Source organism: Thermotoga sp. RQ2 (genome assembly GCF_000019625.1).
Classification (GTDB): domain Bacteria; phylum Thermotogota; class Thermotogae; order Thermotogales; family Thermotogaceae; genus Thermotoga; species Thermotoga maritima.
On sequence record NC_010483.1, the window covers coordinates 1,226,084 to 1,244,214 of the forward strand.

Consider the following 18,131-nt stretch of genomic DNA (forward strand, 5'->3'; position numbering starts at 1 on the left):
AAGGCGGGGCTTTCCCGCCTTTTTCTTTTGGCAAATTTATACACAAGTAGTATAATATTCTATGCAATGTGTGAAAATCAGAACAATGAGGTGATTCTATGAAAGTAAGTGACATTCTGACGGTGGCCATCAGGTTGGAGGAGGAAGGCGAAAGATTTTACAGAGAACTCTCGGAATATTTTGATGGAGAGATAAAAAAGACTTTCCTTGAGCTTGCTGATCAGGAAAGGGCTCACGCGGAAATCTTTAGAAAGATATCAGATCAGGAAAACTGGGATGAGGTGGATTCTTATCTCGCGGGATACGCTTTCTATGAAGTTTTTCCTGACACGAGTGAAATTTTAAGGAGAAAGGATCTAACCTTGAAAGAGGTTCTGGATATAGCCATATCTGTTGAAAAAGACAGCATAATTCTCTACTATGAACTCAAAGATGGTTTTGTGAATTCTGATGCACAGAAAACAGTGAAAAAGATCATCGATCAGGAAAAAGAACATCTAAGAAAGCTTCTCGAGATGAAACGTGAAAGTACCTGAGGCGATATCTTTGATGGTGATGTTAGAAAACAGATCTTTCAAATAATCGGAAAGCCAGTTCCAGAAGTATTTTACCCTGCAGGCCCTGTAATTCTTGCACCGGCTGTTGCAGTCCACAATAACAAGGTCTTTTTCAAAGACGCTGATAACATCCAGAAACGATATTTCGTCTGGCGACTTTGCAAGAACAAAACCACCGTTTTTTCCTTTGATCGAATTCACAAGGCCCGATCTTTTGAGGTAGTGGAGAACTTTCAGAGTGAAATTTCTGGTGATGAGTTCTTTCTCAGCGAGTTCCGAAGAAGACATAGGTCTGTTCTCCAGCGACAATCTCACGAGAAGTCTAAGAGCGTATCTCACGTGTTTTTGACACTTTCCAAACATCAAGCGCACCTCCGGGAGGTATAGATAATGAAGTATTTCGTGGCTGTGAGACCGTTTTCCTTCGTTGCAAGTGCTTTTCCTGTTACTGTAGGAGCCATGCTGGCTGAGGAATTTTCCCTGACCAGATACATTCTATCACTGATCGCTTCCATTTTCTTACATGCAGGTGTCAACACCACGAACGATTATTTCGATTACAAAAAAGGTGTGGATACTAAAGATTCTCTTGGTTCGAGTGGACTTCTTGTTTCCGGGAAAATAACACCACGCGAAGAGCTCCTTTTGAGTGTTTTCTGTTACGCGGTGAGTGTGGTTCTGGGGCTTGTTCTCATAAAGATCTCTGGACCTGCTCTGCTGTGGCTGGGACTTACTGGTCTGGTTCTCGGGTACGCTTACACTGGACATCCGTTCTATCTGAAATACAAATCCCTTGGTATGTTTCTCGTGTTTATTCTCATGGGACCCCTGATGGTGCTGGGAGCCTATTATGTTCAGACGGGAAGGTTCTCACTGGAAGCACTTCTGGTCTCTATTCCCGTGGGGATCGCTACAGATCTCATTCTCCTCGCCAATGAAATCAGAGACTCCGAGTTTGACAGAAGAAGTGGTATCAAAACCCTTCCTATTTTGATCGGAGACAGAGCAGCGTCTTTTCTCTACGCGGTCCTCACTGGTTTGATCTACGTCTTTATCGTGATCCTCGTATCGACGGGTGTTTTTAGAGTAATCTCTCTTGTTAGCTTAGTTTCTCTTCCACTGTACATACGGGTGATAAAGCAGTTGTTTCAAAAATCAGCGGGAAGGAAAAATGCACGAGAGATCGCTGACGTTGATAAAATGAGTGCGCTGGCGGAAATGATACTCTTTGTTTCTATGATTTTGGGACTTTTGAGGTGATGCCGATGGTTAAAAGAATCTCTGAGATAAGTTTCCTTTCAGTTTTGATCGGACTTTTTTTAGGATGGTATTTCGTCTTTCAGGTGAATATGCTCGATTTCTGGTGGAGAATGTTCATGACCACTCTGATTTTTTCTGTGATTTCGATCTTTCTTGGCGGAAAGAGGAACATAAAGCCAAATAAGTACGAGGCGCCCCTTGCGATCTACTCCGCTGTAGCAGCTTATCTTCTTTTCGTCGTTGGATATTTGATTTCGCTTTTGATTCCTCCGTTTCACAGGGATGTTGTCAGTGTTTACGGACTCGCGGAAGGGCAAAATGCATTGAAAGTGATCATTCTTCTCGTGTTCATAGCCTTTTTTGAAGAGATCATATGGCGCGGTTTTGTAACAGAATTCCTTCTCCAACGGATGGACGTTGTTCCTTCAATACTGATCTCTTCGCTTCTTTACAGCGTAGTCCACGTGTTCACTGGAAATATGGCTTTGATAGTGGGGGCGTTTGTCCTTGGGATAATTCTTTCTCTTCTTTATGTGATCACTGGAAAGGTCAGCACACCAGCTTTTGCGCATGCGCTGTGGAGCCTTCTCATATTCGTTGTTTTGCCTCTGAAAGGGGGTTTTTGAATGAAAGCACTGAAGCTGATAATCGAGTTTCCGGTTGCTGCAGCTGTTCTCATGTTCGTGGGATTTGACCTTTGGAGGAGATATCTGAGGAGGCGAAGAGCATGAATGTGGTTGTCTGTATCAAACAGGTTCCCGATACAACGAACGTCAGAATCGACAGAAAAACGAACAACCTTGTGAGAGAAGGTGTCCCGTCTATCATAAATCCCGATGATGAAAGGGCACTCGAACTTGCCGCACAATTGAAAGAAAAATTCGGAGCCACGGTTTATGTGATCACCATGGGACCACCGCAGGCAAAAGAGGCTTTGAAGGATGCCATTGCCTTCGGTCTCGATGAAGCAGTCCATTTGAGCGACAGGGCGTTCGCAGGAGCGGATACGCTCGCCACGACATACACACTTTACTGGGGAATAAAGAAGATTGAAGAAAGAATAGGAAAGATAGATCTCATTTTGACAGGAAAGCAGGCGGTGGATGGAGACACCGGTCAGGTGGGACCTGGTCTTGCTACAAGATTCGGATACGCACTCGGTGCCTACGTCGTTCGAATAGAGGAAATAGATCCAGAGAAAAAAGAGATGGTGATAGTCAGAAGACTGGACCGGGGATTTGAAAAGATACGGCTCAAACTGCCAGCGGTCCTCACAATCACGGACGAGCTGAACAAACCAAGGTACGCAAATCTGCCCAATCTCATCAGAGCGATCAAGTACGAGCCCATCGTCTGGACTCACAAAGATCTGGGCCTCGATCCAAAAAAATGTGGATTCTTCGGATCACCTACAAGGGTTGTGAGCACAAACATACCCCCGGCGAGAAAAGGTGGAGACATCATTTCAAAAAATGAAGATCCGGAAGTGGCAGCGGAGAAACTCATAGAAGCTTTGAAAAAATTTGAAGCCGTTCGACTCGTGGAAGCATTGAAACCTGTGTTGGAAGGTGAGAAAGATGAGTGAGAAAAAGATAATTTTCGTTCTCATAGAACATCACGGTGGAAAAGCTCATCCTGTTTCCTGGGAACTCATTGGAAAGGCAAGAGATCTCGCCTCGAAACTGGAAAATTCAGAAGTATGGGGTGTTTTGCTGGGAGAAGGTCTGGAGAGTGTGGCAAAAGAAGCGATTCAACGCGGAGCGGACAAAGTTCTTTATGTTAAGAACAGGGAGTTCAACACGTATGTGAACTATCTCTACAAGAAAGCCCTCGTGGATATGGTGAGAAAGTACAGACCGGAGATATTCTTAATAGGTGCAACTCTCGAAGGAAGAGAGCTCGCCGGAATGGTGGCAACAGAACTTGAAACAGGTCTGACTGCCGATTGCACAGGACTGGATATAATACCGGACAAAAAGCTTCTTGCCATGACGAGGCCCACATTTGGTGGAAACCTCATGGCAACCATCATGTGTCCGGATCACAGACCGCAGATGGCAACGGTGAGACCAGGTGTTATGAAAGAGCTTCCGCCGGATCCAGAGAGAACGGGAGAGATCATAGAAGAGGAGTACGATTTAGGAACTTTTGACAAACTGATCGAGATTCTGGAAACCATACCGCTTCAGACCCAGGTGAACCTCGAGTACGCTCCAGTTGTGGTAGCGGGTGGAAAAGGAGTTGGGGGACCGGAAGGTTTCAAGAAATTGAAGGAACTCGCGGATCTCCTTGGAGGAGAAGTGGGAGCTTCAAGGGCGGCTGTGAAAGCTGGATGGATTTCTCCAGAGCATCAGGTTGGCCAGACCGGAAAAACAGTGAGACCCGTTCTATACTTCGCGTGTGGCATTTCCGGTGCGATCCAGCACGTGGTTGGAATAAGAGAGTCAGAAATAATAGTGGCCATAAACATAGATGAGAAAGCACCAATATTCGATATAGCCGATATAGGGATCGTTGGTGACCTGCACAAAGTAGTTCCCGCTCTCACTGCAAAACTCAGAGAGCTTCTGAACAAAAGTGGGGTGAAAAAATGAAGATAGAATTCGACGTTGTCGTCGTTGGTGCTGGCTCTTCTGGTCTGTCCTGCGCATACGTTCTTGCCAAGAATGGTCTCAAAGTTGCGGTCGTGGAGAAAGGAGAATATCCGGGTTCCAAAAACGTGATGGGAGGGGTTCTCTACGTACATCCTCTGAAAGAGATCATGCCAGATTTTCTGGAAAAAGCGGCAAATTCGAAAGCTCTTGAAAGAAACGTTATAGAGCAGAACCTTTGGCTCCTCGGAAATGAAGGTGTCATCAAGATCGGTCACAGAAACGTGGAATGGAAAGAAAATCCGAATGCATTCACTGTTTTGAGGGCAAACTTTGACAGATGGTTTGCCCAGGAGGTGGAAAAAGCAGGTGCCCTGATCATACCAAAAACCAAGGTGGAAGACTTCCTGAGGAACGAAAAAGGAGAAATAGCAGGCGTGGTGACCTCGAGACCAAAGGGAGAAATACACAGCAAGGCGGTTGTGATCGCGGAGGGTGTGAATCCCATCCTCACGATGAAAGCTGGGCTCAGGAAGGAAGATCTGAAACCACACATGGTGGCCGTTGCTGTGAAAGAGGTGATCAGTGTTCCTGAAGAGGTGGTGAACAGGGTCTTCGGTGTGGAGGGAAACGATGGAGCAACGATAGAACTTCTTGGAAGCTGGTCTGAAGGTATGTTCGGAATGGGATTTCTTTACGCCAACAGATCTTCCGTATCTCTGGGTTGTGGGGTTCTCCTTGAAGATCTCAGAAAAAAGAAGATCAAGCCGTATCAACTTCTTGAGAACTTGAAGAATCACCCCGTCATTTCCGATATGCTGGGAGAATACAGAAACAACACGATGGAGTATCTGGCGCATTTGATACCTGAAGGTGGATACTACGCGATGCCAAAGGTCTATGGAGACAGGGTTCTGGTCTGTGGAGATGCGGCAATGCTTGTGAACTCTATACATAGAGAAGGCTCGAATCACGCGATCACATCGGGAAGACTCGCCGCTGAAACACTTCTCGAAGCTTTCGAAAAGGGAGATTTTTCTGAAAAAACTCTGAAGAATTACTATCTCAGATTGAAAGAATCCTTCATATTGAAAGACCTGGAAAAGTACAAAGATCTCATGCCCACTATGGAAAAGAACCACCAGTTCGTAGAAATCTATCCGGATCTTGCAAACGATGCTTTGAAGAGATTTCTACAGGTTGACGGAACTCCAAAGTGGGACGTTCAAAAACAGATCGCGGACATGGTACTTTCCAGGAGAAGTTTGATTGGAATCTCCCTTGATCTGCTCAGATTCTGGAGAGCTGTGAGGTGATGTACTGTGAGGATCGAAGATAAACTCTATTTGAACAGATACAGAACGGATGAGGAAAATCCGCATCTCAAAATAAAAGATGAAAGCATCTGTGCGGAAAAATGTTCCGATCGACCATGTGTGAGCTGTTGTCCTGCGGATGTGTACGAGTGGACGGAGAGTGGAATGGAGGTGAAATTCGAGGGGTGTCTCGAGTGTGGCACCTGTAGGATTGTTTGTCCCTTTGGAAACATAGAATGGAATTATCCAAGGGGAAATTACGGTGTGCTCTACAAATTCGGGTGAGGTGATTTTATGTATGTGAAGATCGACAGAAAGAAGCTTCCCTGTGTGGAGACTGAAGGAACGGTTCTGTGTACCACCTGTGGAAACAGTTACCAGATAGAACCCCGGCAAAAATTGCACTCCATCATAGTTACAACGTGTCCGCACTGTGGCCATCAGAACATAAACGTCGTGACAAACAGCGTAAAGTTCATAGAAGAGGTCTTATCCAAGATAGACAGGCTGAGGAAGGATCTGATGGAGCTGAAGAAGTCCCTTGAAATTGAGTTGCAGCAGAATGGCTTTGTCGACAACTATCCGGAGGTGTTCAAAGCAGATGACGAAAAACAAGCTGAACCAAAACTCCTATGAACTGGAAAAAGTCAAAGAACGCATCGAACAGATTCTTTCCCAATTCTTTCCAGAACAGATAATGAAGGATCTTCCGCTCTACGGAAAGATGTTGAGAGTGAGACTTTCGATACTTTCTTTCAAAAATAGAGGAGTAGAGATCGGTGAAGATGCGATATCTTCTCTTGCAGCTCTCGAACTCGTTCACCTTGCCTCACTCCTCCACGACGATGTGATCGATGGTGCTCGTTTTAGAAGGGGAAAAGAGACGATAAATTTCATGTACGGTGATAAAGCAGCGGTGGCAGCGGGGGATCTTGTACTTGTCAGTGCGTTCCATACGGTTGAAGAGATAGGAAATAACAAACTGAGAAGAGCTTTTTTGAATGTGATCGGGAAAATGTCGGAAGCGGAGCTGATCGAACAGCTGAGTCGATACAAACCGATTACAAAAGAAGAATATCTTCGCATAGTTGAGGGAAAGAGCGGTGCGCTTTTCGGCCTGGCGTTGCAGCTTCCCGCATTACTCGAGGGGGAACTCGGAGAAGATCTTTACAATCTGGGGGTCACCATTGGAACCATTTATCAGATGTTTGATGACATCATGGATTTTGCTGGAATGGAAAAGATTGGAAAAGACGGATTTCTCGATCTCAAAAACGGCGTCGCTTCTTTTCCATTGGTGACGGCGATGGAGAAGTTTCCAGAAGCCAGACAGATGTTTGAAAACCGTGATTGGAGTGGATTGATGTCATTTATGAGAGAAAAAGGGATTCTGAAAGAATGTGAAGAGACTCTGAAGGTTCTTGTGAAGAATGTGATAATAGAGAATTCATGGTTGAGAGATTTTGTGGATGGGATTTTTAAAATCAAAATCTCTTCATGAGGAGGTGTACATATGTTTGTTGATTACCTGACTGTGTTCATGGCAGATGTTGTTGCAGGGTTGGGCGTTCTCATCGCTTTCGTTCTCAAGGGTCTAAACGATTCTGAGAAGGCGAAGTCTTTTGCTCCAGCTTTTGCGGCGGTTGGACTTCTGGCGATCGCAACAGGACTCCACATGGTTCTGACCTGGCCGCTTCCCGGCAGCCACAACATAGCGTTCGGAGAACCTTTCCTTCTTTACGGTTTCGTCTTTCTCGCCGCGGCAATAGCTGTCGCGAAGGGATGGGATCTCATGCCAACGACGATCTTTGCGCTGTTTGCGGGAATATACGCGATCATAGTTGGAGGTTCCATCATGGGTTATGGTATGACAAAGCATCCATTCACTTCTGGTCTTGGATTCATCGCAGCGGGTCTTGTGGGTGTTCTGAGTCCTGTGGTGTGGAAACTCAGAGAAAACAAGGTCATAAGGTTCCTCGGTGTAGTGCTCCTTGCCCTGACACTTCTTCTCTGGTTTATCACCATGTACGGTTCCGTCACAGGACATATAAACCCGCAAGGTAGTTTCGGAAAATGGACTCCAATTCCGATGAGGTAAAAAAAAGGGGCTTCGGCCCCTTCTTTCTGTGTTAGAATACCCACAGAGGTGATTCTCATGAGAGTGCTCCTCATAAATCCCTACAGCGGTGGGTACTACTACAGACTAGGTGCCGTCTATCCTCCCCTCGGTCTCATGTACATTAGTTCCTCCCTCAAGAGAAAAGGACACAGCGTGGCTCTGATAGACATGAACGTGGAGAAATTCGATCTGGAAAGGTTCAATTTCAGAGATTACGATGTGGTGGGGATATCTGCCGATACTGTGCGGTTTCCCGTTGTGGAAAGGATCGCAAAGAAGGCTAAAGCGCAGAACGTAACGGTGGTGATGGGAGGCCCCCACGCGACAGCCTACTACCATGAGATCCTTCAGAAGGGACTCTGCGATTACGTCGTGCTCGGAGAAGGAGAAAGAGCCTTTTCAGATCTTGTAGAGAGCATAGCAAGCAATGAAAAATATCCTCTCATACCCGGTGTTGCCTACATGAAGGATGGAGAAGTAATAGCTTTGCCTTCTCGATTTTTGGAGAATCTGGACGATCTGCCGTTCCCCGATAGAGAGAAAGTCCATCTTTACAGAACGAAATTCGCGGGTGAGAGAGCGACGAGTCTGATCACCTCAAGGGGCTGTCCTTTCAACTGCGAGTTCTGCAGTGCTTCTCAGTTCATGGGAAGGAGAATCAGGTGGAGAAGCATCGAAAACGTGATAGATGAGCTGAAAATCTTGAAAAAGTTGGGATACGGATCTGTCATCTTCTTCGATGACAACTTCACGATAAATCCAAAAAGAGTCGTGAATCTGTGTGAGGAAATGATGAGGAAAGACCTTCGTTTCAAGTGGTGGGCGTTTTCGAGGGCTGATGAACTTCTGGGACGAGAAGATATGGTGGAAGCGATGTCGAAGGCCGGTTGTAGAATGCTTTTCATAGGTTTCGAGAGTGCGAACGATGAGGTGCTCGAGGAATACGGAAAGAATTTGAAATCAGATATAGCTTTCGACGTGATGAATCTTTTGAAGAAGTACAAGATAGACGTGTTTGCGAGCTTTGTGATTGGAGCGCTGAAAGACACGAGGAAAACCATAGAGAAAACAGTGAAATTAGCCAAAAAATTGAAGGCCTCCATCGTTCAGTTTTCCATTCTCACACCGTATCCCGGCACCGTCCTTTTCGAAAAACTAAAACACCTGATCTTTGAAAAAGACTGGAGAAAATTCGACGGGACGCACCTGGTTTTCAAGCATCCGAATTTTTCACCAAAGGAGCTGAGGAGACTCTTTATAAAGGCCTACTACGCCGTTTACACGTCACCGAGGCTGATATTCAGACGGGGCATACCGTTCCTTGTACGTCTGCTTTCTCATAGAGAAGCCTACTCTCTCTGAGGAAGGCTGGAAATTTTCTTTCCACCGAGACTCTTCATAACCATGTCGGCCAGAGGGCTCTGCTCTGCGGCGTGTTTCGAATACTCCTGAAGGAGCATTTCTTTGAACCACTTCTCGGCAGTTGTTTCAGGTACGAGATCGTACTTCGGAATCGACTCGTACATCTCCTTGAAGATTCTGTAGAAGAGATCACTCACGAATTCAATGCTCGCGTCCCGCAGATTCTTTATATTAGAAGAAACTCCGTAGACGAACACGCTTTTCACCTCACATGATTATGAGTTCTCCTGTAATGTATCCCGATTCGTAGATCACCTGCAGAATGGCTATGATGTCCTGAGGAGTGGCACCCGCTGCTTTGAGAGCGCTGACGAGATTGGAGATTGTGGCATCTTTATCTCCTATTTTTCCCCCGGTCACACTTATCGTGAAGTTTCCGTAGGAGATCACAAAGTCAGATAGTTTCACATCCCCTCCGAACAGAACGGTTCCTGTTCTTTCGTTCACCACAATTCTTGCCGGAACGTCTGGCTGAACTTCTATCTCTTCAACGAGCGAAAGAAACGTGATGAGGTCATCCTGGAACGCGTTGGGAACGGTCAATTTGATGGCGGATGGATCGATGGCCTTTGCGAGATCCATCTCGAACTTCTCGTTTATCGCCCTCGCCACCCTGGCTGCGGTGGTGATGTCCGGCTGTCTCAGAAGGATCGTCACACTGTCTCCATCGAGCATGTCAGATGGAATGTCCCTTTCCACGATGGCACCCTCTGGAAGATAGCCAACCACTCTGTACCTCTTTTGGAGATTGGAAGAGAGCTTTACGTCTTCTCCTCCGATGATCACGGAACCCTGCGCTACGGCGTACACCTTTCCATCGGCACCGTAGAGAGGTGTCTGGAGGAGATATCCACCTGCAAGTGATTTCGCATCGGCTATGGAAGCGACTACACAGTCTATTCTCATACCTTCTTTGGCAAAAGGAGGAATGTCTGCGAGGACCATCACAAGTGCTGTGTTCTTGGACTTCAGGTCGTTTTCCGAAACCTGAACACCGAACTTTTTCATCATTTCGAGAAGAAGAGGAGAGTTCACGTTACCGGAATCTCCCGTTCCGTTGAGACCAACAACGAGTCCTATTCCAAAGAGCTGGTTGTCACGGGCACCTCTAAAGAACGCTATGTCTTTTATCCTTGTGGTCACAGAGAACGAAAAGGTTATCGTCAGAACTATGACCAGCAAAACGGCCAATCTCTTCTTCATGTTCATCACCTCATGTGAAGAGTCCTGCTAAGAACGCGAGTATCTTGTCGAAGAAACTCTCTTTTCCGGGTTCCTCGCTGAAAACGAGTTTCCCGTTCACCCATATCTCGGAATCTGCAAGCTTGGAGGAATCCACCTCGTTTCCTATCTCTATGTCGTCTGGCCTCACTTTTCCTTTCACGATGATTTCCTGATAGTCCTTGTCCACCTTTATCGTTTTTCTTCCCTCCACCACGAGGTTACCGTAGGGATCGATGTCGACGACCACTGCCGAGATCTTCGCCACGACGGAAGACTGCACCTTTCCACCGCGCTGTCTCTCAGGAGAGTTGTTGTTTATAGGAATGAAGTTGTTGAGGTTGACACCTGCGGCTGCGTTCACAACGTTTCCCAAGATGTTCAAAAGGGTTTTCTGGATCTCGAGACTTTCCCTCTCCGAAGACACGTTGTTGCTTTCCCGGATCACGATGGTGAGGATGTCTCCAACCTTCGAGGCTTTCTGTATGGAAAGGAGATTTTTGTACTCGGATTCGCCCGCAGAGTTCCAAATTGAGAAGGGGAAAATGCTTGTTACGAAAACGATCAACAGCACGATTGATATCTTTTTCACTCTACCACCTCCAGAATTCTCAATACAGGTCCTCTCTCAACTCTTCCAAAGACGTATTTTCTGCTCTCTACGTTCATCGCCCTCACCGTTTCACCGAGATAGCCGTTTTCCAAAACCTCAACGAACGTTGTTACCTTTATGCTGCCCATGTCCACGTAAGCTGGAACCACCTGGCCTTTCACCACGTCGGGGGGATCTTTCACCATGTCCGCAGTCAGAACGGTTCCCTCTTTCAGGTATCTTCTGGATATCTTTCCGACCACCTCTGAAACGTCGAAGAACGGCTCTCCATAGATCTCGAACACGTTTTTCTTTTCCAGTCTCACGTCTTCTTCCTTTATCACATCGCCCACATTTATATTTCTCTTCAGAACCACCACATTCCTTTCTTTGCGTAGCAACATGTTGAGGGTCACGTATGTTTCCGGAAACCTCAGAAAGACGCTGAAGAGATTTTTCGAGATTTTCGTTACTCTGATCGTTTGAGGTTCAAATTTCTCCGGCAGAGTTCCAAAGGTCTTCACCACGAAGGCTTCGAAGTCTTCTGTCCCCGCTTTCTTTCCTATCTCTTCGAAAACAGTGTTTTTGAGACTGCTGGATCCTTCCACAGTTATTCTCACGCTTTCTGGACCTGTGAAATCGTACTCTGGAAATTTTGTTCTGAGGAGATCTCTGGTCACGAGATATTCGAGCCCGGGCAGGAGAATCATCAGGCTCTTTTCAGATTCTACCTTTTCGATTGTGATGTCATCTAAGAAAAGAACTCCTGGCGAAGCCAGGAGCGTTTCCTTCAACGTCAGAGTTTCAGAGAAGAGGAAGGAGGAGATGAGCACCATCAGAACCAAAAGGACCTTCATAACTCATCATCTCTTCACGTTCGTGGCTGTTCTGAGCATCTCATCGGCTGTCTGTATAACTCGAGAATTGAATTCGTAGGCCCTCTGTGCTGTGATCATGTCCACCATTTCCCGCACCACATCAACGTTGGACTTCTCCAGAAAGCCTTGCTTTATAGCACCGAAGCCGTCCTGTCCTGGAACACCCTCGATGGGGTCTCCAGAGGCTGGAGTTGCGATATAGAGGTTGTCTCCTATGGATTTCAAACCAGATGGGTTCACGAATCTCACAAGGGTGATCGTTCCAAGTTCCTGTATCGTACCATCCTGGAGTTCGGCGGAGACGATTCCATCGGGAGAAACGTTTATCGAGACGGCGTTCTCAGGTATGGTGATTTCCGGTACCAGAAGAAGTCCGTTGGAAGTGACTATTCTTCCTTCGCTGTCAATCTTGAAGCTTCCGTCTCTTGTGTAAGCGATTCTACCGTCCTGAAGCTGGATCTGGAAAAATCCGTCTCCGGCTATCGCAAGATCAAGCGCGTTTCCCGTTTGCTCGAAGTTACCCAAGGTGAAGATGCGCGTCGTCGCTGCCGTTCTCACCCCGTGACCCACGTAGAGTCCTGTTGGAAGGGATGACGTCGCGGCGGTTGGAGTTCCAGCGTTCTTCACGTACTGATAGAGAAGATCCTGGAACTCTGCCCTCACTTTTTTGTAGCCTGTTGTGTCCACATTGGCGAGGTTGTTCGCTATGGTATCAAGTTTGAACTGCTGTGCTGACATCCCCGTTGCCGCAGAGTAAAGCGATATCATCATTGCTCAACACCTCCGGTTCATTTCAGACTGGCGAGTGAATTGATCAGCTTTCCGTTTAGTTCGTCGTTCACTGTCACTGCTCTCTGCGATAACTCGTAGTGTCTCATCGCTGAGATCATATCCACCATGGCTTTCAGGGCATCCACATTTGATTTTTCTACGTATCCCTGCATAATCCTAAAGTTCTCCGAAGGTGATGGATTCTCGCCTGTGAAGAGTGTGTTTCCAAATTTTTCTGGGTTTTCCAGATTGTACACACCGATCCTGGTGACAATGTTTCCATATGCGTCTCTCACGTAGCCCTCTTCGTCCACGGTGAAATCATCGAAGAATCTGACTCTTTCACCGTTTTCATCGAGGAGATAGCCTCCGTAATTCGTAACGATGTATCCCTCGCTGTTCACAGTGAATTCCCCGTTTCTTGTGTAGTACTCTCCTCCGTTGAATTCTATTCTGAAGAATCCTTCTCCATTTATCGCGAGGTGGTAAGGAACGTCTGTTTCCTCAACAGGACCCTGGGAGAGATCTGTTCTGACCTCGTCGAGAACGGTAGCGTACTCCAGAGGACCGATCGGCACTTTTTTCGTTCTGCTCTCCACCGGGTTTGGCTCCTGCCTGAACACCTCTCGTCTCAGGTAGGCCCTGAAGGCTTCCCGGTCCTGTTTGTAGCCTGCAGTGTCAACGTTTGCCAGATCGTTGGCGATTCTATCGAGTTTAGCCATGTCGACAAGCATTCCCATCGCGGCGTTGTATATGCCCCTCGTCATAACATCACCTCGAATAGGTTTCACACACGGTTTTCAGGAGCTTCTCATCTTCGAGGAGAATCCCCGTTCCTCTTGCGACGCAGGTTATGGGATCGTCTGCCACGATCGTCTTCACGTGTATCTCATCGTATATGGTTCTGTCCAGTCCTCTGAGCAGTGCACCTCCACCGGTCAGACGAATGCCGTTGTTTATGATGTCGGCAGAGAGTTCTGGTGGTGTTCTTTCCAAGACATTCTTGAGCTTTGTAAGAAGCGCAAAAATGATGGGTTCGATCGCTTCTCTCACGTCTTCCGAGCTCACGCGGTCTGTTCTCGGAAGACCCGTCACCACATCTCTTCCCTTTATTTCTATTTCGTAGTTTTCGAAAGCGGGATGTGTTTTTCCTATTCTTTTCTTGATCTCTTCAGCGGTGGATTCTCCGATAATGAGACCGTATTTTTTCCTTATGAACTTCACGATGGCTTCGTCCATCGCGTCTCCAGCCATTCTCACGGACTCTCCCACCACCGTGCCGCCGAGACTGATGACCGCTATATCCGTGGTTCCTCCTCCGATATCCACCACCATGTTTCCCTCTGAAGCCATCACATCTATTCCGGCACCTATCGCAGCTGCGATCGGCTCGGAAACGATGTGAACCCTTCTGGCACCAGCGTTCAAACCGGCTTCGAACACCGCTCTCTTTTCTACCTCTGTTATTTTCGTGGGAACACCTATGATGAGAGAAGGTTTCACGAAGCTGAACCTTCCTATGATTTTCTTCAGAAAGTTTCTTATTATCGCTTCGATCATTCTGTAGTCCGCTATCACACCGTCTTTCATGGGTCTTATCGCTTTGAGGCCTTCTGGAGTTTTACCGAGCATCTTCTTCGCTTCTTCTCCTATGGCGACGATTTCCCCGGTTTTTTCTGAGATCGCAACGACAGAAGGTTCGTGCAGAACAATTCCTTCTCCTCTCTTGTAAACGATTATGGATGCTGTTCCAAGATCTATTCCGATGTCACCTCTTGGCATTTTAAAACCTCCTCGTCATGATATTTCTTCTTCAAAATGTGCTTTTCCTAAGAATTAAAAAAAATCTGGTGTGCCTGGCGGGACTCGAACCCGCAACCTCTGGATCCGGAGTCCAGCGCTCTATCCGTTGAGCTACAGGCACACCAGCCTACCGTTTTCTTTCAGGTATTTCTTCAACTCTTCGCAGTTTTTTCCAGAAATGATCAGGTCGTACTTCTTTTCCCAAAGTTCTCTTCCAACGAAGTATCCATTTTTACTGTAGAAATAAGCAAGAACCGGATTTTTCGTGACCACATCAACTTCTCTTGCTTCGATGTTCAAAGAAGGATCTGGGAACTCGTACAGGAGAACTTCTCCATCGACTTTTTCCAAAGCCAAATCGACTTTTTTTCTTGGATCTGTGACTTTTTCACATACCGAGGAATTCTCGAAGAAAGACTGAAAAATCAGAGCGGCGCTCACGGCGTCATCTCTCTTCGAGATTCTTTCTCCTATTTTCGTGGTGAGTCTTTCGTCACAGAGATATGTTTCGTACTCTTTTGAAAATTTGAAGGCAACCGCGACTGTTTTGAACGTCTGCTGGGTGTATTTTCCACTCATTGAAAGAGGCAATCCAAAGATTATTTTATCAGGTTTCAGCTTTCTGATGAATTCCTTCAGGTTTTTTGTGGGTATCACAAGACTTTTTTGAGGAAGAATTTCTCCAAATGCGACTCCACACTTCCTTTCTCCGTAATCCACAGCGACTATCACTTTACCACCGTATCCTTGAAAAAGTTGAATATCCACTTCAGATCCTTTGAAAGAACGGAAACCGTCCTTTCGAACTGGGCTATTTCGAGCTCTCTCTCAAGCAATCTCCAAGGTATCCTTTCATCTTCCGAAAAACTCCATCTATCGAAGTTGAACCCGGATTCTTCCAGAAGGTCCAGGTAAATCTTTCTCAGAGTGGCGCTGCTCAGATCGTACTCGCTCTCCAAAATCTTCTCCAGTTTTTCTTTGTCTTTCAGATTCATCGCTGTGATCGCTATTTCTTTTAGTTTTTCACGATCTGGAAACAGCTTGTTGAGCTCGTATCGACGCTTTTCAATGTCGGAGGAAGAGTAGCAGAGGTTAACCACCGATTTTCTTCTCAAAAGATCCACTATTTCGTAAATGCTGAGCGGGAAGTCGTAAAAGAAGATATCGCCTTTTATGTGGGTCGGAAGCCCATCGGTGTTGCTTGTGATGATCGCTTTTCGAGCAGAACCACTTTCCATCAAGCCGATTGCCTTTATTTTCTTTTCCATGTCCATGCTTGTGTAGTAAACGATTGCATCTTTGCCAATCTTCCGATAAAGATCTGGTATGAGTTTTTTCTCAGAAACAACCACCGCGAAACTGTGAGCGTCCACAAGAGAACCTAAGTCGAAAGAATTTCTCTGATCGGAGAACAGAAATTCCTCAGGTTCGCCGGTTCTCAGCTCAACGACATCGTATTTTTCCTTTTTCAGAAACTCTTCCAACCCTGGGTGTTCCATCGAGGCAACGAAGATGAATTTTCCCGGGTGTTTGTCGACTATGTCTAGGAAGCTTTTGACCAGTTCGCTGTCGCGATGCGCCAGAAAATCTTGGAACTCGTTCACCACAAAGACATCAAACTCATCCAGACGGTGTTTTTTCAGAAAACCAGCAAGGGTGAAGAGAACAATATCGCTTTCTTCTTCCTTAGAAAAGGTGGAATTTACAAATCCCAAGTTTCTGGAGGTGTAGTACCTCGAAAGGCACCCCAGAATGTTTTGAGTCGTAGCGTTCGTTAAAGAAACGATCGCCAGTTTTCCCCGAAGCTCTTCCTTTATGGAAAGCAGAAGCTTTGTTTTTGATGGGTAAGGTACCTTTATCAGTGTTCTTTCTTCCTTAGATCTACTCAGTATATGACTCACTTCTCTGTTTTTTACAGAGAAAACAGGTTTCACATCCAACGAGATGAGATAGTAAGAAACTCCATTTCCCATGGGGCGCAGATTCACCACAACGTCTCCTCTGGTGGGAGTTACTGGTAATGTAGAAAGAGAACTCGAAAGGTTCTTGAAATTGTATCCCACAACTTCCAGGTTCTTTTCACCGTTTTTCAGGTGAAGGAACACGTTGCTGCCGTCTTCTCCAAAGAAATGGATCTTTTCTACCAGGACGTCTTTGAAGAGAAGAACAGGTTCCGGATTTCCCTGGCCGAAGGGCATGAGTTTTTTTATGTCTTCAATGAAGCGATCATCGATATCTTCCATTCTGACCTCAGCATCAACGATTACCTTCTCTTCTCGTTCTTCCAGAGAAATGTTTCTGATGTAATCCCTGAACGGTTCCAGTTGGTCTCTTTTCAAGGAGAAGCCAACCGCCGAGGAATGACCTCCTATCTCCTCGAATATTTTGAGAATATCTTCGTTGAAAATGTTCATTATGTCATAACCGTTGTAGCTCCTTATGGAACCTTTCGCTATCTTTTCGTCCAGAGAGACGACTGCAACGGGTTTTTCATAACGATTTGCCAGTTTGGCAGCGACTATGCCGATGACTCCCACGTGCCAGTTTTCTTTTGCAACGACTATGACGGGATCTTTCCACAGGTCGTTTGTCTCGATTATTTCAATTGCTTCTTTGTATATCGCCCATTCTGTTTTCCTTCTGATACTGTTCAGCTCCATCAATCTATCCACAACACCGTCCGCTTTCGCTGGATCGTTCATTATCAGTAAATTGAAGGCGTCGTTGGCACTCCCCATACGGCCCGCGGCGTTGAGACGAGGAGCTATTTTGTAACTTATATCGTGCGATGTGAGATTTCTCAGTCCGAGTCTTTCCAGAAGCCTCTTTAAACCTACACGTTTTGTGTTCGCAAGTAACTCTATTCCCTTTTTCACGAAGTATCTGTTTTCGTCGAGGAGGGTGACCATATCGGCGACCGTTCCAAGAGCTACCAGCTCCAAAAATCTCTCGGGATGGGGATAATTGGTCGCTTCAGAAAGAGCCTGGACGAGTTTGTAAGTTACACCGACACCTGCAAGATCTCTGAATGGGTAGTTCTCTCCAGGTACTTTTGGGTTCACAATGGCATCGGCGGGGGGAAGATCGCCGTTCACCTCGTGGTGGTCCGTGACGATCACTTTCATTCCGAATTTTTTCGCGAGAGCGACCGAATCCAGCGCGGTTATTCCGCAGTCAACCGTTACAAGACAGGAGACGTTGTTTTCTTTAAAGGTCGAGATGTTTTCTGGCTGGATACCGTATCCCTCTTCGATACGGTGGGGAATATAAACATCAACACGCCAGCCGTTCTCCTCGAGGAATTCCTTCAACATAACGGTTGAAGTTATACCATCCACATCGTAGTCTCCGTGGATCAGAACGAGTTCGTTCTTGGATCGGGCTTCAAGCAGGGTTTCAACCGCTTTCTCCATATCGTTGAAGAGGAAGGGATCGTGCTGGTGGGATTCATTGACGAACAGAAAAGCCTCTACCGCTTCCCTGGTAGTGAAGCCTCTGTTTACGAGTATTCTCGATGCAATTTCATTGAGACCAAAATACTGAGAAATCTCTGACACAGCCTTTTCATCAGGCTGTGAAAGTTCCCACTTTTTCATCCTCC

The 18,131-nt window shown here is 46.3% G+C and carries 21 protein-coding genes and 1 tRNA gene; 11 read left to right on the forward strand and 11 right to left on the reverse strand.

The window, feature by feature from the left end; translation table 11 throughout:
- Window positions 1–98 precede the first annotated feature (98 nt).
- Window positions 99–536, forward strand: a complete 438-nt coding sequence (locus TRQ2_RS06125; RefSeq protein WP_012311004.1) for a ferritin family protein — start codon at window positions 99–101, stop codon at window positions 534–536.
- Here TRQ2_RS06125 and TRQ2_RS06130 read toward each other — a convergent pair.
- A complete protein-coding gene (locus TRQ2_RS06130) occupies window positions 498–920 on the reverse strand; it encodes an RrF2 family transcriptional regulator (RefSeq protein ID WP_011943761.1) in 423 nt (140 codons plus the stop codon). The two genes, TRQ2_RS06125 and TRQ2_RS06130, sit on opposite strands and share 39 nt — an antisense overlap.
- 27 nt (window positions 921–947) lie before the next feature.
- On the opposite strand from TRQ2_RS06130, the gene menA reads away from it, so the two are divergent.
- The 10 genes from menA (at window position 948) to TRQ2_RS06180 (ending at window position 9,205) form a co-directional block, all read left to right on the forward strand.
- Window positions 948–1,817: a 1,4-dihydroxy-2-naphthoate octaprenyltransferase gene (menA, locus tag TRQ2_RS06135; protein ID WP_011943760.1), complete on the forward strand. Its 870-nt coding sequence runs from the start codon at window positions 948–950 to the stop codon at window positions 1,815–1,817.
- A 5-nt stretch (window positions 1,818–1,822) separates the two neighbouring features.
- Window positions 1,823–2,443 carry a CPBP family intramembrane glutamic endopeptidase gene (locus TRQ2_RS06140; protein WP_012311005.1) on the forward strand — a complete coding sequence of 207 codons (621 nt, stop codon included), beginning with the start codon at window positions 1,823–1,825 and terminating at the stop codon, window positions 2,441–2,443.
- A 101-nt stretch (window positions 2,444–2,544) separates the two neighbouring features.
- On the forward strand, window positions 2,545–3,402 hold the full coding sequence (locus TRQ2_RS06145) for an electron transfer flavoprotein subunit beta/FixA family protein (protein ID WP_012311006.1): 858 nt from the start codon (window positions 2,545–2,547) through the stop codon (window positions 3,400–3,402).
- A complete protein-coding gene (locus tag TRQ2_RS06150) occupies window positions 3,395–4,411 on the forward strand; it encodes an electron transfer flavoprotein subunit alpha/FixB family protein (RefSeq protein WP_012311007.1) in 1,017 nt (338 codons plus the stop codon). The genes TRQ2_RS06145 and TRQ2_RS06150 overlap by 8 nt, the downstream gene beginning before the upstream one ends.
- Window positions 4,408–5,724 carry an NAD(P)/FAD-dependent oxidoreductase gene (locus TRQ2_RS06155; RefSeq protein WP_012311008.1) on the forward strand — a complete coding sequence of 439 codons (1,317 nt, stop codon included), beginning with the start codon at window positions 4,408–4,410 and terminating at the stop codon, window positions 5,722–5,724. Before TRQ2_RS06150 ends, TRQ2_RS06155 begins: the two co-directional genes overlap by 4 nt.
- A 6-nt stretch (window positions 5,725–5,730) precedes the next feature.
- Window positions 5,731–6,009, forward strand: coding sequence for a ferredoxin family protein (locus TRQ2_RS06160; protein ID WP_004081910.1), 279 nt, complete (start codon window positions 5,731–5,733; stop codon window positions 6,007–6,009).
- A gap of 9 nt (window positions 6,010–6,018) precedes the next feature.
- On the forward strand, window positions 6,019–6,360 hold the full coding sequence (locus TRQ2_RS06165) for a 50S ribosomal protein L31 (protein WP_004081912.1): 342 nt from the start codon (window positions 6,019–6,021) through the stop codon (window positions 6,358–6,360).
- Window positions 6,326–7,225 carry a polyprenyl synthetase family protein gene (locus TRQ2_RS06170; RefSeq protein ID WP_004081914.1) on the forward strand — a complete coding sequence of 300 codons (900 nt, stop codon included), beginning with the start codon at window positions 6,326–6,328 and terminating at the stop codon, window positions 7,223–7,225. The genes TRQ2_RS06165 and TRQ2_RS06170 overlap by 35 nt, the downstream gene beginning before the upstream one ends.
- 12 nt (window positions 7,226–7,237) lie before the next feature.
- Window positions 7,238–7,822, forward strand: a complete 585-nt coding sequence (locus TRQ2_RS06175; RefSeq protein WP_004081917.1) for a DUF981 family protein — start codon at window positions 7,238–7,240, stop codon at window positions 7,820–7,822.
- Window positions 7,823–7,879: 57 nt separating this feature from the next.
- A complete protein-coding gene (locus TRQ2_RS06180) occupies window positions 7,880–9,205 on the forward strand; it encodes a radical SAM protein (RefSeq protein WP_012311009.1) in 1,326 nt (441 codons plus the stop codon).
- Here TRQ2_RS06180 and TRQ2_RS06185 read toward each other — a convergent pair.
- From TRQ2_RS06185 to recJ, 10 genes are all read right to left on the reverse strand, one after another.
- Window positions 9,193–9,462: a rod-binding protein gene (locus tag TRQ2_RS06185; RefSeq protein WP_011943754.1), complete on the reverse strand. Its 270-nt coding sequence runs from the start codon at window positions 9,460–9,462 to the stop codon at window positions 9,193–9,195. The genes TRQ2_RS06180 and TRQ2_RS06185 overlap by 13 nt on opposite strands.
- A 10-nt stretch (window positions 9,463–9,472) precedes the next feature.
- Entirely contained in the window at window positions 9,473–10,468 is a 996-nt protein-coding gene (locus TRQ2_RS06190; protein WP_011943753.1) for a flagellar basal body P-ring protein FlgI, read from the reverse strand.
- A gap of 10 nt (window positions 10,469–10,478) precedes the next feature.
- A complete protein-coding gene (locus TRQ2_RS06195; protein ID WP_011943752.1) occupies window positions 10,479–11,078 on the reverse strand; it encodes a flagellar basal body L-ring protein FlgH in 600 nt (199 codons plus the stop codon).
- Complete coding sequence (gene flgA, locus TRQ2_RS06200; RefSeq protein WP_012311010.1) at window positions 11,075–11,935, reverse strand: flagellar basal body P-ring formation chaperone FlgA; 861 nt, start codon at window positions 11,933–11,935, stop codon at window positions 11,075–11,077. Before flgA ends, TRQ2_RS06195 begins: the two co-directional genes overlap by 4 nt.
- Window positions 11,936–11,941: 6 nt before the next feature.
- Complete coding sequence (gene flgG, locus TRQ2_RS06205; protein ID WP_012311011.1) at window positions 11,942–12,727, reverse strand: flagellar basal-body rod protein FlgG; 786 nt, start codon at window positions 12,725–12,727, stop codon at window positions 11,942–11,944.
- Between the two features lie 17 nt (window positions 12,728–12,744).
- On the reverse strand, window positions 12,745–13,494 hold the full coding sequence (gene flgF, locus TRQ2_RS06210) for a flagellar basal-body rod protein FlgF (protein ID WP_004081931.1): 750 nt from the start codon (window positions 13,492–13,494) through the stop codon (window positions 12,745–12,747).
- A 4-nt stretch (window positions 13,495–13,498) separates the two neighbouring features.
- Window positions 13,499–14,509 (reverse strand): rod shape-determining protein, encoded by a 1,011-nt coding sequence (locus TRQ2_RS06215; RefSeq protein ID WP_004081933.1) that lies wholly within the window; start codon window positions 14,507–14,509, stop codon window positions 13,499–13,501.
- Window positions 14,510–14,575: 66 nt separating this feature from the next.
- Window positions 14,576–14,651, reverse strand: a tRNA-Arg gene (locus tag TRQ2_RS06220).
- Window positions 14,642–15,298: a RuvX/YqgF family protein gene (locus TRQ2_RS09650; RefSeq protein ID WP_010865357.1), complete on the reverse strand. Its 657-nt coding sequence runs from the start codon at window positions 15,296–15,298 to the stop codon at window positions 14,642–14,644. The genes TRQ2_RS06220 and TRQ2_RS09650 overlap by 10 nt, the downstream gene beginning before the upstream one ends.
- A complete protein-coding gene (gene recJ / locus TRQ2_RS06230) occupies window positions 15,259–18,126 on the reverse strand; it encodes a single-stranded-DNA-specific exonuclease RecJ (protein WP_012311012.1) in 2,868 nt (955 codons plus the stop codon). The genes TRQ2_RS09650 and recJ overlap by 40 nt, the downstream gene beginning before the upstream one ends.
- Window positions 18,127–18,131: the final 5 nt, after the last annotated feature.

Bases quoted from the DNA above. Each gene is read 5' to 3' on its own strand.
- TRQ2_RS06125 (WP_012311004.1), top strand. From the start codon at position 99: ATGAAAGTAAGTGACATTCTGACGGTGGCCATCAGGTTGGAGGAGGAA.
- TRQ2_RS06130 (WP_011943761.1), bottom strand. From the start codon at position 920: ATGTTTGGAAAGTGTCAAAAACACGTGAGATACGCTCTTAGACTTCTC.
- menA (WP_011943760.1), top strand. From the start codon at position 948: ATGAAGTATTTCGTGGCTGTGAGACCGTTTTCCTTCGTTGCAAGTGCT.
- TRQ2_RS06140 (WP_012311005.1), top strand. From the start codon at position 1,823: ATGGTTAAAAGAATCTCTGAGATAAGTTTCCTTTCAGTTTTGATCGGA.
- TRQ2_RS06145 (WP_012311006.1), top strand. From the start codon at position 2,545: ATGAATGTGGTTGTCTGTATCAAACAGGTTCCCGATACAACGAACGTC.
- TRQ2_RS06150 (WP_012311007.1), top strand. From the start codon at position 3,395: ATGAGTGAGAAAAAGATAATTTTCGTTCTCATAGAACATCACGGTGGA.
- TRQ2_RS06155 (WP_012311008.1), top strand. From the start codon at position 4,408: ATGAAGATAGAATTCGACGTTGTCGTCGTTGGTGCTGGCTCTTCTGGT.
- TRQ2_RS06165 (WP_004081912.1), top strand. From the start codon at position 6,019: ATGTATGTGAAGATCGACAGAAAGAAGCTTCCCTGTGTGGAGACTGAA.
- TRQ2_RS06170 (WP_004081914.1), top strand. From the start codon at position 6,326: ATGACGAAAAACAAGCTGAACCAAAACTCCTATGAACTGGAAAAAGTC.
- TRQ2_RS06175 (WP_004081917.1), top strand. From the start codon at position 7,238: ATGTTTGTTGATTACCTGACTGTGTTCATGGCAGATGTTGTTGCAGGG.
- TRQ2_RS06180 (WP_012311009.1), top strand. From the start codon at position 7,880: ATGAGAGTGCTCCTCATAAATCCCTACAGCGGTGGGTACTACTACAGA.
- TRQ2_RS06190 (WP_011943753.1), bottom strand. From the start codon at position 10,468: ATGAAGAAGAGATTGGCCGTTTTGCTGGTCATAGTTCTGACGATAACC.
- flgA (WP_012311010.1), bottom strand. From the start codon at position 11,935: ATGAAGGTCCTTTTGGTTCTGATGGTGCTCATCTCCTCCTTCCTCTTC.
- flgG (WP_012311011.1), bottom strand. From the start codon at position 12,727: ATGATGATATCGCTTTACTCTGCGGCAACGGGGATGTCAGCACAGCAG.
- flgF (WP_004081931.1), bottom strand. From the start codon at position 13,494: ATGACGAGGGGCATATACAACGCCGCGATGGGAATGCTTGTCGACATG.
- TRQ2_RS06215 (WP_004081933.1), bottom strand. From the start codon at position 14,509: ATGCCAAGAGGTGACATCGGAATAGATCTTGGAACAGCATCCATAATC.
- recJ (WP_012311012.1), bottom strand. From the start codon at position 18,126: ATGAAAAAGTGGGAACTTTCACAGCCTGATGAAAAGGCTGTGTCAGAG.